The organism is Alkalicoccobacillus porphyridii (assembly GCF_007293315.1).
Lineage (GTDB): Bacteria > Bacillota > Bacilli > Bacillales > Bacillaceae_D > Alkalicoccobacillus > Alkalicoccobacillus porphyridii.
The window spans coordinates 15,675-31,333 of the sequence record NZ_VLXZ01000007.1 but is presented as its reverse complement, the minus strand read 5'-3'; the positions used below and the strand labels follow the sequence as shown (position 1 = coordinate 31,333).

The following is a 15,659-nucleotide window of genomic DNA, read 5'->3' as shown; positions in this document are numbered from 1 at the left end:
CATAAACCTTCTACAAGAACTTGTAGGAGGTTTTATTTTATAAAGCAGAGCACTTGACAGTAAGGGGGCTTTCAAGGAAAATAGGGTACTACATTAGCTAAATAGCTAATGGAAAAGAAGTTTTTGAAAAATCTGTTTTTATGAATTCCTTTTCTACAGGAAATATCATAAAATAGAAGTAAGACTTTTGGTCATGTCGATTTAAAAGAATAAAGTGTGTGAATACGCCTTCAAGCAGTTAAACTGCTTAGAGTAATGATCGGAGGAGAGCGATTATGGATATCGAACGCGTTAATGACACAACGATTAAGTTTTTTATTACGTATAAAGATATAGAATCAAGAGGATTTGAACGTGACGAGATTTGGTATAATCGTGAACGTGGTGAAGAACTCTTCTTTGAGATGATGAATGAAGCTAATAATAGGGATGATTTTGAATTAGATGGTCCTTTATGGATACAAGTACATGCTCTAGATAGAGGTTTAGAAATTCTCGTAACACGAGGCCAGGTAACAGATGGTAACATGAAGCTTGAAGTACCTGGTTGGCAAGAAAAGCACTCTTACGCTAACGATTCCGAAGAGGGTGAGAACTCTTCACAAATTCTTGAACAAGATGAAGTTAATGGTGAGCCTCTTGAATTAGTGATAGGTTTTAAAGATTTTGAAGATATCATTGATTTAAGTCATAGTTTTGCTGTGACGAACCTTGATAATAGCTTGTACCACTTTGAAGGACAGTACTTCTTGCATATTCTATTTGATGATGAACAATATTCAGAGGATGAACAGGATAACATGTTAAGTCATATTCTTGAATACGGTTTTGAATCGGATATGTCAATTCACCGTATAGAAGAATACGGAAAATGTATTATTCAAGCTGAGGCACTTCCCGTGCTTCGCGATCAATTCTCACCAAGATGAAATACCAGAGCCTGTCGATAGTGTCCTCTTAAGGGACGATTGACAGGTTTTTTATGCGGTGCCTACTCATCTTTTTCAATATGAGGGATTTTTTCTTTTAATATATGATTTGGAAAAAGGAATTAGCAGAATAATGTCGAAAAGATATATTACATACGGAGGTGAAGCTATGTTACATGCTGTCCTTGAAAATGGGACAAGAATATCAATGGCTGATAAATGGCACGAAAATGAACTCAACGATTTACGAAAGCAACAACGTTTTATATGCCCAATTTGTCAGGAGAGAGTCATTCTAAAGCTTGGCACTAAGCGGCAGTGGCATTTCTCTCATGAACAAAACCATTCATGCAGGATTTGGCTCGAGCCAGAGTCTGCCTATCACCTTCAAGGCAAATTAGATATTTATAAATGGCTCAGAAAGCAAGGTGTTAAAGCTGGATTAGAGGTCTATTTGCCTGTCATCCAACAGAGGCCTGATGTTATTTGTAAGCTCAATGGAAAATTGTATGCAATTGAGTACCAGTGTTCTTCCTTATCAGAAGAGCGGTTTCTAGATCGTACCAATGGCTACAACCGAGTGGGGATCATTCCTATTTGGATTTTAGGTGGCAATCGTTTAAGAAGAAAACAGGGCGTCCATTTTCAAATACAAGGTTTTGAGTGGCTAGCGGCACCCTTTAGTCCACATCATGGAAATCAAAAGTTTTTAATTTATTTTTGTCCCGAAACAAAAAGATGGGCAAGATTAGACCGCATCACAAGTTATTCCTCGAACCGCGCAATCGCTAGTTTATCTGTTATGAAATACAATTCTCGTATCTCAGTTGAAGAATTAATCGCTCCCACTGACCACCTACCATTTAATATGAGCGCCTGGTTGAAGCAAAAGAAGAAATGGCGAACTCAACCAATGCAGCCATACTCCTCAAAAAGTTACAAAACGTTTTCAAAATGGTTATATATTCATCGTATTCCCCCAGGATTATTCCCAGCAGAAGCAGGGTGGTTTCTTCCTACACAGCATGAAATTGTAACATCCCCTCATATCTGGCAGTCATTTCTCCTCATTCAATGTTTTCTTCCAAAAAAGAAAAATGAACGAATTACTCTTGAGGAATTAGCTTATTCTTTAACAGACTTTATCATGAAAGGGTTTATGGTGTCTCGAGAGAACTTTAAACAATCGATGAATAAATTTGTTAGCGAGCTTGTTTATGAATATGCAGAGCTACTTACTACTTTCCATATACTAAAAAAAATCAATTCCTCTCATTACGTTTATCAAAATGAAATTAGCATCCTATCTACTTATGATGAGGCAATAAAAAGGGACCAATTTCTTTCAAAATTAAAACATAATACTCCCAATCTTACTTCAATTTAGAGATAATAGAAGGAGGCCTTTTTGTGGCCATCTACTTGGAGGTGTTTTAATTGTCAGAGAAAGTATTAGAGCGTCATGAAGTTCCTAAAGAGGACACGTGGGATCTCGAAGCCATATTTTCAAATGATAACGAATGGGAAAAGTCTGCAGAGTCTTTAAAGAGCAAGCTTTCTGAGATGGACGCTTTTCGAGGAAAGCTTGGAGATAATGCTGAGACATTGTATCAAGCATTACGTAAGCAGCTAGAATTAGAGGAACAAATTGGTCTGCTGTATACATATGCACATATGCGGCATGATCAAGATACATCAAACTCCTTTTATGCAGCACTTCAGGATAAAGCATATGGATTGGTTTCACTGCTAAATCAGAAAACAGCATTTGTTACACCTGAGCTATTAGCCTTAGAGGAAACAAAACTAAATGCCTTTATCAAAGAGAAGAAGGAATTAAGCCTGTTCGCTCACATGTTTGACCAGCTTCAAAAACAAAAAGCTCATGTTCTCTCAAATGAAGAAGAAGAGCTCTTAGCTAGAGCAAAGGAGGTCCTAAATGCTTCAAGTCAGGCATTTAGCGCATTAAATAATGCAGACATAGAATTCCCTTCGATTCAGGACAAAAATGGGAAAGATCTTCAAATTACTCATGGTCGGTTTATAAGTTTGTTACAGGGCAAAGATCGAACGGTACGAAAAAAAGCTTTTGAAGCTGTCTATCAGACATACAATTCTTATAAAAACACATTTGCGGCTACTCTCAGTGGTCAGGTGAAAGGTGATATCTTCACTGCTCAATCACGTCGTTATGAAAGTGCTAGAGAGGCAGCTTTATCAAGCACACATATTCCACTTGCCGTATACGATCAGTTAATAACTACAGTAGAAGAGCATTTACCACTGCTACATCGGTATGTGAGTCTAAGAAAGAAATGTCTAGATGTGGAAGAGCTTCATATGTATGATTTATATACGCCAATTGTAAAAGACATAGAGTATCAAGTAACGTATGAAGAAGCGCAAAAGGAAGTGATTGCTGCCGTTAAACCTTTAGGAGACGAGTATGTTCAAAAACTAAAAAAAGGTTTTGAACAGCGCTGGGTAGATGTACAAGAGAATAAAGGGAAACGGAGTGGGGCGTATTCCTCAGGGACTTATGGCACCATGCCTTACATTCTTATGAATTGGCAGGATGATGTAGATAATCTTTTTACGCTGGCTCACGAATTTGGTCATAGCTTGCATAGTGATTATACACGTAGCACTCAACCTTACTTATATGGTGATTACACTATATTTGTGGCAGAAGTTGCTTCTACTTTAAATGAAGCACTGCTACACCATCATCTTATTCAAACATTAGATGACAAGCAGAAAAAGCTTTATATTTTAAATTATTTTTTAGAAGGCTTTAGAGGAACGGTATTCCGTCAGACGATGTTCGCTGAATTTGAGCAAATGATTCATGAAAGATCTGAATCAGGAGAAGCCCTAACAGCTGATGATCTAACTTCCATGTATTATGATTTAAATGTTAAATACTATGGCCCTGATATGGTTGTTGATAAGGAAATAGGTTTAGAGTGGGCAAGAATTCCACATTTCTATTACAATTTCTACGTTTTTCAATATGCGACAGGGTATAGTGCAGCCCAGGCGCTATCCAAGCAAATTATTGAGGAAGGCCAGCCTGCTGTTGACCGTTTTATTGAGTTTCTTAAAACGGGTAGCTCTGATTATCCTATTGAAATGCTTAAGAAAGCCGGTGTAGACATGACTACGTCTCAGCCAGTTGAGCAAGCAATGAAGTTATTTGAAGAAACATTAAAGCAAATGGAAGAGCTAATGGAGAGTTAAAGCCTGAAACCTTTAAACTTTTGTTTTTTTTGATAGGGACGAATAGCAAAAAAAATAGCCATAAACAGTAGGAAGCTGCCAAGCAGTACGGGAATGATTTTCATTAGGCCAAGCAAATAAAGGATAAAGGCAACAAATATTAGACCGAGCCGAACTATCCAGGCCATTACGTTCAATTTTGTCACTCCTTTCATGTATACACAGACAAAAACAGGGCGCCGTGAAAGGATGCCCTGTTTTTAGTATATGAGTCTGTCCATTTGTTCATGCCTTACTTTTTAACATAACGCCAGAAGTAGCCGTATTTATATGGCACAGCTTCTACCTTCTGTTGAAGTAATAAGGCTTTTAATTGCTTAGTTGCTTCTTCCTCACTAATATCAAGAACAGCAGCAACCTCAACTGTTGCTACAAAGGAATGCTGTTTTAGAAAACCTTCTATTCCAACACACTCTGCTCGTTCTGGCTTATAGCCAAGCATCTTTTCTAAGATGTCTACATAAACGTGGTAAGGATACTGTCCTGATACCTTCATTCCTTCTTCTTCATAGTTATCATTAAAAAAGACAAAGGTTGGGACGGTTTCAACATCCATTTCCTTGGTGGTTTTAGCGTCGCATTGCAACGCTTTAGCAGCGCTTGGTGAATGAAGATCAAATTCAAATGACTCGACGTCAAGACCAGAATCTTCTGCGCATTGAATGAGTACCTGTTCCTCAGTAATATTCATCTTTTTTAGAAATAAGTATTCTCTTAACTTACGTAGAAATCTTGTGCCTGCCTGTGGACCTTGCAATTCTGCAGCCTTGATAGCGAGTGAAGCACGATATGGCTCAAGCTGATCTGCATCAAAATGTACGGATCCTTCACAAGCCATTCCCTTAGCTCCTGCAGGATCTTCTTGAAATGTCCGTCTCTTATTAGTTTTCACAAGAGAAGGACAAGCATTCCACACCTTCAGTTGCCCTGCTAACAACACACGTATTCTGAAATAGGCTCCATATTCGTGGTACAGCTTCTTCAGTGTTGGCTCAATAGCCCAGCAATCTGAGCACAATGGATCAATAAAAGTATAGATCTCAATTGGTTTTTGTTGTTTAGCGGGATACGACACTCCGGGAACAAGACCACAAACACCTTGTTTGTCATCACAAGCTGCTAACATTTCCTGAGGTTTCAATGGTCATTCTCCTTTCTATGGCGTATTGTTTGGTTGATTGACCATATGGTGGGCCGTTAGCGTTAATCGTTCCATCATATAATCACAAACAACTGGGTTCACACCCACATCCTCTAAAGCCTGCTGCATACAGGTAAGCCATGCTTCGGCATGCTCCTTTGTAATAGGGAAAGGAAGATGTCTAGCACGTAGCATCGGATGTCCAAATTCTTCAGTATATAGAGGGGGCCCTCCAAGGAATTGAGTCATAAATAGCTTCTGCTTATAAGCAGTCTCTGTTAAATCAATTGGGAATATATCTGACAATAACGGGTGTTTGGCCACATAATCATAAAATGTATCAATTAAAGTTGAGAGTACTTCCTCGCCACCTAATGCTTCATAGGGCGTGGTAGAAGGTTCTGGCATTACTAGAGCAACTCCTTTTGTCAAACCTTGATCATATTGTAGCAACCTTCATATAGAACATCAAATAATCTGTACTTAGTTGGGAAATGCTCAAGCACTTATCCACATTATAAGACAAAAAGTCATCAAAAAACTACAAAAATGGTTGTTCGTCAAATAGGACTTTTGTATAATGAAATTAAAATGTTTTAGAGAGATGAGGACATACCATTGGATTATACGGTACTAAAGAATCAATTGTTTAGTATTAGAAATCAAACTCAACAAGCTTGGATTAATCCGTCTAACTCGTCACCATCAGACACGTCTTCTTCATTTTCAAGTGTTTTCTCCAGTCAATTATTGAACCAGAATTCAGTTCAGCAGCCTTCATCTTCCCTTGTTAGTGATCTATTTCTTTCGCAAGCAGCTTGGGAGAAATTTGAACAAGTTCAACAGCAATTACCTGGTTTAGACAAACAAACAAAAACGGTGAGTCAAACAAATTCTGTATATGAAGCACCCAGTCAACAAGGTAAATTAGGCAAGTATGATGAGCTAATTCAAAAAGCAGCAGCCCGTTATTCATTAGATCCAAAATTATTATATTCTATTATTAAACACGAATCGAATTTTAATCCAAATGCAAAAAGTCACGCTGGTGCCTCGGGACTTATGCAGCTGATGCCTGCCACTGCAAGAGGTTTAGGCGTACAGGATGTATTTAATCCAGAACAGAACATTAATGGTGGAGCAAAATATATAAAAAGCATGCTAAATAAATATAACGGCAATATTGAAAAAGCATTAGCTGCGTATAATGCAGGTCCAGGAAATGTAGATAAATATAAAGGCATCCCGCCTTTTAAAGAGACAATGGCGTATGTGCCAAAGGTAATGAACACATATCGCAACGTATAAAAAACCCCGTTTTTTTAGCTTACACATCTGAACAGATTAATCACTTCTCTTTGAACGTTTGTTTTAACATAGAAGTGCCGAGGCTGGGCATGAGTGTTTTAAGCTCATGAAGGACCATACTTCGAAAATACACTCCTCTTTCCACGGGGACGGCCTCAGCAAATAAAGTGGCAGACCAACCCTTAAATGTCGGTCTGCCTCGTGCTTTTCTTTGGAATTTAAATCAGATTATTTTCACTGACTAACTCCTCTTAACCCTGATGCCTGCCACTAACAACAAGCGGACGAAAATGGAGGGCTGATAGCTTCGGGATAAAAAGGTTCATTGAGATAGATCGACGTAGTCGAGATGGCTCATTACCTTCCCGCGGTAAGCATGCCCCCATTTTCGGGAGCGACAATCGAAGCACTGATACACAGAACCTCCAATTCCTCCATGTACATTCATCTTTATAACAATATTATTCCCCTTCTATCTCAGCTTTCCTTGCAAAAAAACGAGCTACTTTGTTTGCTGTTTCCTGCTGGGGAATCCCTTTGTCTTCTAAAAGTTGTTTAAGTGTCTTCTCAGCATAGTCTAAAGAGTGGCCCTCAAATTCAATTTCATAGTCAACGGCTTGAAGATAGCTACTTTTATCAAGAAAAACAGCACCGTCCGCGAATGGTTTTTCGATCCGTTCCGTTGTTAGTGTTCCAAGGAAACGAATGGTTTTTTCGGCGAGTCCAAGCCCCTCCAGTTGGTGATACACCTTTCCACTGGGCAAGGTGCCTTGCGAAAGAGCAAGGTTCATTTCCTCCTTGCTTAGCTTCTGGTGGGTTTCAAGGAGACCACCGTTCTCAGCTGGCTGCTTAAGAGTTAGTGTGAAGGATTCGTTTTTCTCTCGAATTCGTAAAGCTGATCCCATGCTTCGAAAGGAGAAATCACTGGTTTCAAAATAATGATTATGTTGTTGGACTTTTTTCTCATCCAATAATTTTAAGTCGTTAATTAGCTTTGTAAAGTCAGTAGCATTGAGCAGGCTTTTTGCCTCATATTCTAGTTCTTGTGACATAATGATTCTCCTTCAAATTTTAACGTGGGTAATAAGATAATCAATATATTATGTCATACTCTATTTTAATGCTCAACACTAGCGGAAATCACCACTATTGATTCGCTCATAAGCGAAAATGTGATAAAATAAGAGCGGAATCACCTTGCACGTTTTTGCCAAGGAATGAGGAGACTGCTAAATGCACAAATTACACATAGTAGATATACAAGAGGATGGCCAGAATTGGCTGGCAAAAAGCCATGAATGGTTACCAAATGACGTAGCAAAGGATCTAAATCCTGGAGCACGTCTACTAGTTGATTCAGATGGTTTTGCGTTTATTTACATACTTGAGAATGAAACGGGTTTCCACCATATTATTTTTCATCGGGAAATGTGGCCAGTGCTTCGTAAGATCTATGAATCAAAAAAACCAATTGTAGTAGAGCTGCAACAAAACGTAAAAAAGGAGCTTTTTCAGTTTCAGGAGGAGCTCTCATTTCTCTTAGAAAATATAGAGGGTAACGGGAATTATGGGGAAAAATTTGAACAGGCTGTTCGTACAGCCTTTACATTTGAATAAACCTTTAATGGTGGTGATTATATGAATAGCTGGGACGAACTCCTGTCACCATATAAACAGGCAGTTGAGGAATTAAAGGTGAAGTTAAAAGGAATTAGAGAGCAATATCAAAAGTCCTCAAGACATACACCAATTGAGTTTGTAACGGGGCGGGTAAAACCGGTATCCAGTATTTTAAATAAAGCAGCTAGAAAAAAGATTTCGTTTGACTGTTTAGAACAGGATATGCAGGACTTGGCTGGGGTCAGAATCGTTACACAATTTGTGGAGGATATTGAGACAGTTGTTGATTTGATAAAAAAACGAACTGATTTTGAAATCCTTGAAGAGAGGGATTATATCCTCGAACAAAAACCGAGCGGCTACCGCTCGTACCATTTGATTATTTGCTACCCTGTTCAAACCATACATGGTGAGAAGAAAATTCAAGTAGAACTGCAGGTTCGCACATTATCAATGAATTTTTGGGCAACAATTGAACACTCTTTGCGATATAAGTATAGTGGTGAGATACCAGAAGAAATTAGTAGTCGTTTAATGAGAGCTTCAGAGGCTGCGTTTAAGCTGGATGAAGAAATGTCCATTATTCGCGATGAAGTTCGAGAAGCACAAAGATTGCTTATGGCTAAGCATCAGCAGCAAAATATTCAGTAATTCATGTGAAAAGAGGCGAGCCTATGAAATACGCAGTAGCTTCTCGAGGAGATACCATTTCGGATGACTTAATTACACAAATTACAGCATCATTAAATGAATTTGGATTATCTCAAGACCAGGAATCGCCTGAGGTTGTAATCTCGGTAGGAGGAGATGGCACACTTCTTCAAGCCTTTCATGATTACAGTCACAGGCTGGAAGAAACGGCATTTGTAGGAGTGCATACGGGGCATTTAGGGTTCTATGCAGATTGGATCCCAAGCGAAGTGGATAATTTAATTATTCACATTGCAAAAACTCCTTACCAGGTTGTAGAATATCCCCTTTTAGAAGTAGTTGTACGTTACGGCGATGAAACAAAACCGAAAAGATATCTTGCATTAAATGAATCAACGATAAAAAATTCTGAAGGATCTTCTCTCGTTTGTAATGTAGAAATTAAAGGAGAAGTATTTGAAACCTTTAGAGGCGATGGACTATGTATATCAACGCCATCAGGCAGCACCGCCTATAATAAGGCACTTGGTGGAGCCATTCTTCATCCATCCCTGGCTTCTTTACAAATTTCTGAGATGGCATCCATTAATAACAGAGTGTACCGAACAGTGGGTTCACCGCTTGTCCTTCCACAACACCATACCTGTTTATTGAAGCTACTTGATAATACGGATGTTCAAGTGACGATTGATCATTACACGATTAATCATGAGGAGATTGCCTCGATTCAATGCAGAGTAGCAGAGGAGAAAATCCGCTTTGCTCGATTCCGACCTTTTCCGTTTTGGAAACGTGTAAAGGAGTCATTTATTGGTGAATAATCAGCCAAGCTTTGTTTGGATCGTGGATGAAGCTTCCGACAAGATGAGTCTAAAAGCTTTTTTACGTGTGAAGAAACAAATTTCAAAAAAGATGCTGGCTTCTATTAAGTTTAATGGTGGGGAGTTAAAGGTTAACGGTGAAGTGAAAAATGTTCGAACTATCCTTCAGACAGGTGATACTGTGTTTGTGAAGCTGTCACCTGAAACGCCGTCACCAGGCTTAATGGCGGAAAAGGGGTTCTTTTCTATCGTTTTTGAGGATGAGCATTTCCTAGTCATAAATAAACCTGCTGGCATGGCAACCATTCCATCTAGAGAGTATCCGATGGGCACTCTTGCAAATGCAGTATTAAACTATTATCAGGATCAAGACATCCAAGCGACTTTTCATCCTGTCAATCGTTTAGATCGAGGAACATCAGGACTTCTGTTAATAGCAAAGCACAGATATGCACATGATCAAATGAGTAAACAGCAAAAGGCGGGGACGCTGAACAGACGTTATGAAGCACTTGTTCATGGTCAGGTTAACCCAGAAGCTGGCACTATTTCTGCTCCAATTGGCAGAAACCCTAATAGTATCATTGAAAGAATGGTCACGCAGGACGGTAAACCAGCTGTCACACATTATGAGACTAAAGCAGTTGGAACAGGTTTCACACACGTTCGTGTTGCGTTAGAAACGGGGAGGACACATCAAATTCGTGTCCATTTTGCCTTTTTTGGTCACCCTCTTGCAGGAGATACACTATACGGTGGCGAATCTGCAGGATTAACTCATCAGGCTCTACATAGCTGTAAATTATATTTTACTCATCCATTTACAAATCGAGAACTAGTATTTGAAGCAGAGGCACCAGAGGATTTTCAACGCCTACTGGCAGAGTGTCACCAGAACTAATAGAAGTATGGTACAATCAGTAAGATTATAAGCTAGTAGCTATAAATAGGAGGAAACAGAATGTATCAATTATCGCTTGAAGATCGCACATTTGTTGTTATGGGAGTAGCAAACAAAAGAAGTATTGCTTGGGGAATTTCACAATCTCTTGCGAACGCGGGAGCCCGTTTAATCTTTACATATGCAGGAGAACGCCTAGAAAAAAATGTACGCCAGCTTGTCGAAACGCTGGATCGTGATGACCATTTGGTATTGCCTTGTGATATTACAAATGATGATGAGATTGCTAACACATTTAATCAAATTAAAGATGAAGTAGGCACGATTCATGGCTTGGCTCACTGTATTGCATTTGCTAATAAGGATGAGCTTGAGGGAGAGTACCTTAATACAACGCGCGACGGATTTTTGCTAGCGCAAAATATTAGCGCGTACTCTTTAACAGCTGTGGCAAAAGAAGCTCGTCCGCTTATGTCAGAAGGCGGCAGCATCATTACGCTTACATACCTAGGTGGAGAAAAAGTAGTTAAAAACTATAATGTTATGGGTGTTGCTAAAGCGTCTCTAGATGCAAGTGTAAAATACCTAGCTAATGATCTAGGTAAAGATGGAATTCGTGTTAATGCTATTTCTGCAGGCCCGATCCGTACTCTTGCGGCTAAAGGAATTGGCGGTTTTAATGATGTGCTTAAGGAAATTGAAGAGAAGTCTCCTCTGCGCAAAACAACGACTCAAGAAGAGGTTGGAGATACAGCTCTTTTCTTAGTTAGTGATCTGGCAAGAGGCATTACCGGTGAAATCCTTCACGTAGATGGTGGATATAATATCCTGTCGTTATAAAAAGGAAAGAGTCTGGAACAAAAGTAAGGCCCAAACGATGATGTTGACCTAATCATCGTTTGGGCCTTTTTGTTTTGCTTCTGAATTATTAAAAGATAGGGGCTAGATTATTTTTAACGTTGTTGACTGCCGCCAAATTGGGTCCAAATCCATGGCCAAAATCCACCCTGCCCGCCGCCAGGGTTCCAGGGTCCTTGCCCACCGCCAGGGTGCCACGGTCCTTGGCCGCCACCACCACCGCCACCGCCGTGTCCCGGTCTTGGAGGTGTAGGACCAAAATACGGACTAACTCCTACCAAATCCGTATTATGCACTTGAACAAACTGTTGATTATAAAAAGGTGCTTGATACACAAGCAAGGATACCATCCCCGTATTACGATTAAAATCGGCTACATATGCAATGACTCTTCCGTATCCAGGAATCGTTGTATAGATCCATTGATGCAAATATTGTTCTACAACAACAGGAGGAAGCAAATAAACAGATGGTTGTTGACGTCGATTGTTTTGAAAAAAACGATTCATAAGAAATACCGTCCCCTCTCCAATGTTCTACAGTACTATATGCACAAATACAAAGAGGGTGTTTGTCTAGAAAGAGAATAGGACAAGTCTAATTAGACATACATCTAGAATAGTAGGTGCTAGGAGGGACGGGGATGATCGAAGGCTATGCTTGGCTAGTTTTAATACTCGCTGCATTTAGATTAACCAGATTACTTGTTTATGATGAGATTACGAGCTGGGTTCGGCAGCCTTTTGTTGAGACAAAAGAGGAGGTTGTAGATGGTCAATCTGTGTACTATTTGGAGCCATCCGGTAAAGGGTTGCGCAGATGGATGGGTAAGCTATTAAGCTGCCATTGGTGCATGGGTGTATGGACTACATCGTTTTTATATGGAGGCTGGCTGCTTTGGCCAGGCGTGTTTATTTATCTAGCTCATATTCTTGCCTTAGCTGGTGCGGCAGCCATTATAGAATCTCTTATCCAGGTATTAAAGGACTGATGGACACATGAGAATTGTCATAACTGGCGCAAATGGTAGATTGGCAAAAGCATTTATTCGTTTTTTGAATGGAGAAACCATTTATGCTTTAACAAAAGAAGAGTTGGACTGCACAAACCGTTTAGACGTCATTCAAACGATAAATCGGTTAAACCCTGATCTTATCCTGCACTGTGCAGCGATGACAGATGTTGATGCGTGCGAACAAGATCCAATGAAAGCCTTCTCCATCAATTCTCTTTCCGTTCAATATGTAGCGGAGGCTTCAGGTTCATGTCCACTTTTTATTTTTAGTAGTGATTATATTTTCTCGACAAATTTTGAACTGCCCTATACGGAATTAAATCAACCTTCTCCATCTAATGTTTACGCATTAAGCAAATGGTTAGCAGAGGAACATGTGCGATATTACCCGAATGTCTATATCATTCGAACCTCCTGGCTTTTTGGTGGCCACGGAGACTTTATTGATAAGATCATTAATAAAGCTGAAATAAACAATGAAATAGCTGTTGTGAATGATCAAATAGGTACACCCACCTACATTCATGATCTTGTTCAGTGGGTATGGACCTTACAAGCATATCCACCAGGCACTTATCATCTTGTGAATAGCGGATTTTGTAGTCGATACGAGTGGGCTGCTGAAATTATATCTACTCTTACACTAAATGCTAAGCTGAAATCCATTCAAACAGAAAAGTTACTTCAAATAGCGATGAGACCAAATCGTAGCGTTTTATCAGCTGAAAAATTTGTAAGGATGACAGGGCAACCGATGAGAAGCTGGAAGGAAGCACTTAAAGAATATCTGTTAGAGACATACCGATGAGTAAAAAAAGCGTGCTTGTGATTCATCATAATGGTGGCGGTGGTGTAGATCATTTTTTAAATGATTGGAAACAAACGTGTAGTTACAATATTTATGAGCTTCACGCTAATCAACACGAGCTTTATATGAAAAATCCTGAAGAAACTAAAGCAAAAAAGGTGAACTATAAAGAACTCTCAGCTTTGGTTGAAATGTATAATATAACAGAGCTACACATTCATCATCTTTGGAATGTTCAGCTTACTGAACTCAATTTGTTTCTAATCAATTCAAACATTAAGTACCATGTCTGGTTGCATGACTTTTATTCTATTTGCCCATTTGTATTTTTCGTAACTCAGAAGGGGAAATATTGTGGCATGCCTAAGAATGTAGCTGTATGTAATCAATGTGCAGCTAAAGGAGCGAAGCATGTGCAGATGAAGCATATGGTAGGAAGTCCCACCCCATCAATTGAGGATTGGAGAGGTATGTTTGAGTCAATACTCAAAGGTGCAACTCAGATCATTGCTCCGAGTGTATCAACTAGAGATATCTTCCTGGAGTATTATCCAGACATTACGATTAACGTAGTACCTCACAAGCTAACGCTTCAATGTACGCCAACCTTACCAACCCAAAAGAGTAATAGGTTGAAAATTGCGATCATTGGTGATCTTTTTTATCATAAAGGGGAAAACGAACTCGTCACACTCATCAATCAATCGATCAATAAGCATCTTCACTGTGACTTTGTATTATTCGGAAAAGCGGGACGTGCATTATCACAGCTCAAAGTTGCTAACTTCTCTTATAAAGGACCATATCCTTCACCAGAATCACTTGACATTTTACTTAGAACAGAAGAAATTGACATAGTGCTTATCCCATCCATTTGCCCAGAGACCTTCTCTTACACCACACATGAGGCACTTGCTCTTGGTTATCCCGTCCTTTGTTTTGATCTTGGAGCACAAGCTGAAGCTGTGAGAACAAGCGGGTGCGGATGGGTCGTGCCACTAGCAATACGGAATGCCCTGTTTCATAAAGTAGTCGAATTAAGTAGGGAACCTGACCAGGTGCAGCGGATGAAAATTAAAGCATATGAGCGTCAAATAAAATTATAAAAGGAAGTTTACGCATAAAAGACATGTGTTGCCCCTTCGTTGTATGAAAACCCTTTCCTCCATGGATTGTACCCTATGAATTTAGACAGTTAAAAAAACTTATTCAACCACTAGAGGACCTTGATGATATTCTGGGATCATTCTTTTTTACACCGTTTAAGTTTTTTTAGTGTCTGTATGAGAAGAAAACAAAAAACCGAAAAATGGATACTTTCTAAATTCCATTTTTCGGTTACGTTCATCATTCGACGATGCTTTATTATCTTTCCTCCTAAATCCATTCTAAAAGTGTGCTCAATCGATTCATATAGGAATGCTTAGCTGTGGCAGTTTTAAAACTATTAGTTGCGTATGTCTGACGTTTATGAGAATCATTCAGTAAACCTTCTGTCTGTTCAAATAGTTCTTTGTAGTTGGAAAATGTGGCGATGTCTTCAGAATTAAACCACGGACTCCAGTCTTCACGTAATTCACTTAATTGGCAAGTGTGACAACCAGCTGCTTCAAATAAGCGATTGTTAGGACTTAAACCCCTTATAGAGAGCGAGTTTTTGTTTTGAACTAGGTTACAGTTACGAAAGCTATTTAAGACGATTTTACTATTTGAATAATAAAGTGCGCTTTCCTGTGGAGAGAGCCAATGACCTACAATATTTACATTACTAGGTAAGCGGTAAGGATACCAATTTCCCGCTACGTTAATGGTGACAGGAAATGACTCGGCCAAAAACGTAATCATATCTACTCTTTCAGGATAAGGATAACCAATTAAACATAAATCGCTTGCAAAGTTTTTGTTTTGTTTTATAGGTTTAAAGATGGAGTAATCAGCGCCAAGTGGCAGATGTAAGGAATGATATCCTTTCTGTTGATAATAATTCCAGGCAGCTTTTTCAATTGTAAGAATATGGGTAGCGAAAGGTGCTACTTCCAAAGACAAGTCCATAGAATAAGGATCTTCTGTTTGCCATAGGATGAGTGGAATCTGCGCATCCTGCACCCATGTAAGAAAACTGTGAGGAAGCTTATATCCTAACAGTGTGATAATATGTGTTGGGCTTTCTTTTTTACATATATTTTCTAATTGAGAAAATTCATTCACTGGAATACATCTGTTTTGACATAAATTAATAGTGAGTTTCTCAAATGCTTGTTTAATGGCCGCTTCAATATAGACGTAAGCCCCATGAAAACCTGAACTTATAAATAATACCTTCATTTT

Annotated in this window: 18 protein-coding genes; 12 read left to right on the top strand and 6 right to left on the bottom strand. The window is 39.1% G+C overall.

Annotated features, from left to right (window positions below; translation table 11 throughout):
* Nucleotides 1-275 precede the first annotated feature (275 nt).
* From mecA to pepF, 3 genes are all read left to right on the top strand, one after another.
* The gene (gene mecA / locus FN960_RS12115; RefSeq protein WP_143848997.1) at nt 276-929 is read left to right on the top strand and encodes an adaptor protein MecA; all 654 of its coding nucleotides are present in this window, start codon (nt 276-278) and stop codon (nt 927-929) included.
* Between the two features lie 169 nt (nt 930-1,098).
* The gene (locus FN960_RS12110; RefSeq protein ID WP_185971017.1) at nt 1,099-2,316 is read left to right on the top strand and encodes a competence protein CoiA; all 1,218 of its coding nucleotides are present in this window, start codon (nt 1,099-1,101) and stop codon (nt 2,314-2,316) included.
* Nucleotides 2,317-2,366: 50 nt separating this feature from the next.
* Nucleotides 2,367-4,169, top strand: a complete 1,803-nt coding sequence (gene pepF, locus FN960_RS12105; RefSeq protein ID WP_143848995.1) for an oligoendopeptidase F — start codon at nt 2,367-2,369, stop codon at nt 4,167-4,169.
* On the opposite strand, the gene FN960_RS12100 is transcribed toward pepF, so the two are convergent.
* The 3 genes from FN960_RS12100 to FN960_RS12090 all read right to left on the bottom strand — a co-directional run bounded on the left by FN960_RS12100 (nt 4,166) and on the right by FN960_RS12090 (nt 5,757).
* Nucleotides 4,166-4,336: a hypothetical protein gene (locus FN960_RS12100; RefSeq protein WP_498034074.1), complete on the bottom strand. Its 171-nt coding sequence runs from the start codon at nt 4,334-4,336 to the stop codon at nt 4,166-4,168. The two genes, pepF and FN960_RS12100, sit on opposite strands and share 4 nt — an antisense overlap.
* A gap of 104 nt (nt 4,337-4,440) precedes the next feature.
* Nucleotides 4,441-5,349, bottom strand: coding sequence for a ClpXP adapter SpxH family protein (locus FN960_RS12095; RefSeq protein WP_260681991.1), 909 nt, complete (start codon nt 5,347-5,349; stop codon nt 4,441-4,443).
* 15 nt (nt 5,350-5,364) lie between these two features.
* Nucleotides 5,365-5,757, bottom strand: a complete 393-nt coding sequence (locus tag FN960_RS12090) for a globin domain-containing protein (RefSeq protein ID WP_143848993.1) — start codon at nt 5,755-5,757, stop codon at nt 5,365-5,367.
* 210 nt (nt 5,758-5,967) lie between these two features.
* Here FN960_RS12090 and FN960_RS12085 point away from each other — a divergent pair, with 210 nt between their 5' ends.
* Nucleotides 5,968-6,657: a lytic transglycosylase domain-containing protein gene (locus FN960_RS12085; protein WP_438799881.1), complete on the top strand. Its 690-nt coding sequence runs from the start codon at nt 5,968-5,970 to the stop codon at nt 6,655-6,657.
* Nucleotides 6,658-7,118: 461 nt separating this feature from the next.
* Here FN960_RS12085 and FN960_RS12080 read toward each other — a convergent pair whose 3' ends face one another.
* Complete coding sequence (locus FN960_RS12080) at nt 7,119-7,709, bottom strand: CYTH domain-containing protein (RefSeq protein ID WP_143848992.1); 591 nt, start codon at nt 7,707-7,709, stop codon at nt 7,119-7,121.
* Between the two features lie 181 nt (nt 7,710-7,890).
* On the opposite strand from FN960_RS12080, the gene FN960_RS12075 reads away from it, so the two are divergent.
* Genes FN960_RS12075 through fabI form a run of 5 tightly spaced genes read left to right on the top strand, consistent with a single transcriptional unit; the run spans nt 7,891 to nt 11,490 of the window.
* A complete protein-coding gene (locus FN960_RS12075; RefSeq protein WP_143848991.1) occupies nt 7,891-8,274 on the top strand; it encodes a UPF0738 family protein in 384 nt (127 codons plus the stop codon).
* 21 nt (nt 8,275-8,295) lie between these two features.
* Nucleotides 8,296-8,928 carry a GTP diphosphokinase gene (gene yjbM / locus FN960_RS12070; protein WP_143848990.1) on the top strand — a complete coding sequence of 211 codons (633 nt, stop codon included), beginning with the start codon at nt 8,296-8,298 and terminating at the stop codon, nt 8,926-8,928.
* Between the two features lie 23 nt (nt 8,929-8,951).
* Complete coding sequence (locus tag FN960_RS12065) at nt 8,952-9,749, top strand: NAD kinase (RefSeq protein ID WP_143848989.1); 798 nt, start codon at nt 8,952-8,954, stop codon at nt 9,747-9,749.
* Nucleotides 9,742-10,650, top strand: a complete 909-nt coding sequence (locus tag FN960_RS12060; RefSeq protein ID WP_438799880.1) for an RluA family pseudouridine synthase — start codon at nt 9,742-9,744, stop codon at nt 10,648-10,650. Before FN960_RS12065 ends, FN960_RS12060 begins: the two co-directional genes overlap by 8 nt.
* Nucleotides 10,651-10,710: 60 nt before the next feature.
* Nucleotides 10,711-11,490, top strand: a complete 780-nt coding sequence (gene fabI / locus FN960_RS12055; RefSeq protein ID WP_143848988.1) for an enoyl-ACP reductase FabI — start codon at nt 10,711-10,713, stop codon at nt 11,488-11,490.
* Between the two features lie 113 nt (nt 11,491-11,603).
* On the opposite strand, the gene FN960_RS22835 is transcribed toward fabI, so the two are convergent.
* Nucleotides 11,604-12,017, bottom strand: coding sequence for a hypothetical protein (locus FN960_RS22835; protein WP_185971016.1), 414 nt, complete (start codon nt 12,015-12,017; stop codon nt 11,604-11,606).
* Nucleotides 12,018-12,151: 134 nt separating this feature from the next.
* Between FN960_RS22835 and FN960_RS12045 the strand changes: the two genes are divergently transcribed.
* Genes FN960_RS12045 through FN960_RS12035 form a run of 3 tightly spaced genes read left to right on the top strand, consistent with a single transcriptional unit; the run spans nt 12,152 to nt 14,437 of the window.
* On the top strand, nt 12,152-12,499 hold the full coding sequence (locus tag FN960_RS12045; RefSeq protein ID WP_143848987.1) for a DUF1360 domain-containing protein: 348 nt from the start codon (nt 12,152-12,154) through the stop codon (nt 12,497-12,499).
* 7 nt (nt 12,500-12,506) lie between these two features.
* A complete protein-coding gene (gene rfbD / locus FN960_RS12040; RefSeq protein WP_143848986.1) occupies nt 12,507-13,331 on the top strand; it encodes a dTDP-4-dehydrorhamnose reductase in 825 nt (274 codons plus the stop codon).
* A complete protein-coding gene (locus tag FN960_RS12035) occupies nt 13,328-14,437 on the top strand; it encodes a glycosyltransferase (RefSeq protein ID WP_143848985.1) in 1,110 nt (369 codons plus the stop codon). Before rfbD ends, FN960_RS12035 begins: the two co-directional genes overlap by 4 nt.
* 271 nt (nt 14,438-14,708) lie before the next feature.
* On the opposite strand, the gene FN960_RS12030 is transcribed toward FN960_RS12035, so the two are convergent.
* Nucleotides 14,709-15,656, bottom strand: a complete 948-nt coding sequence (locus FN960_RS12030) for a CgeB family protein (RefSeq protein WP_143848984.1) — start codon at nt 15,654-15,656, stop codon at nt 14,709-14,711.
* Nucleotides 15,657-15,659 lie beyond the last annotated feature (3 nt).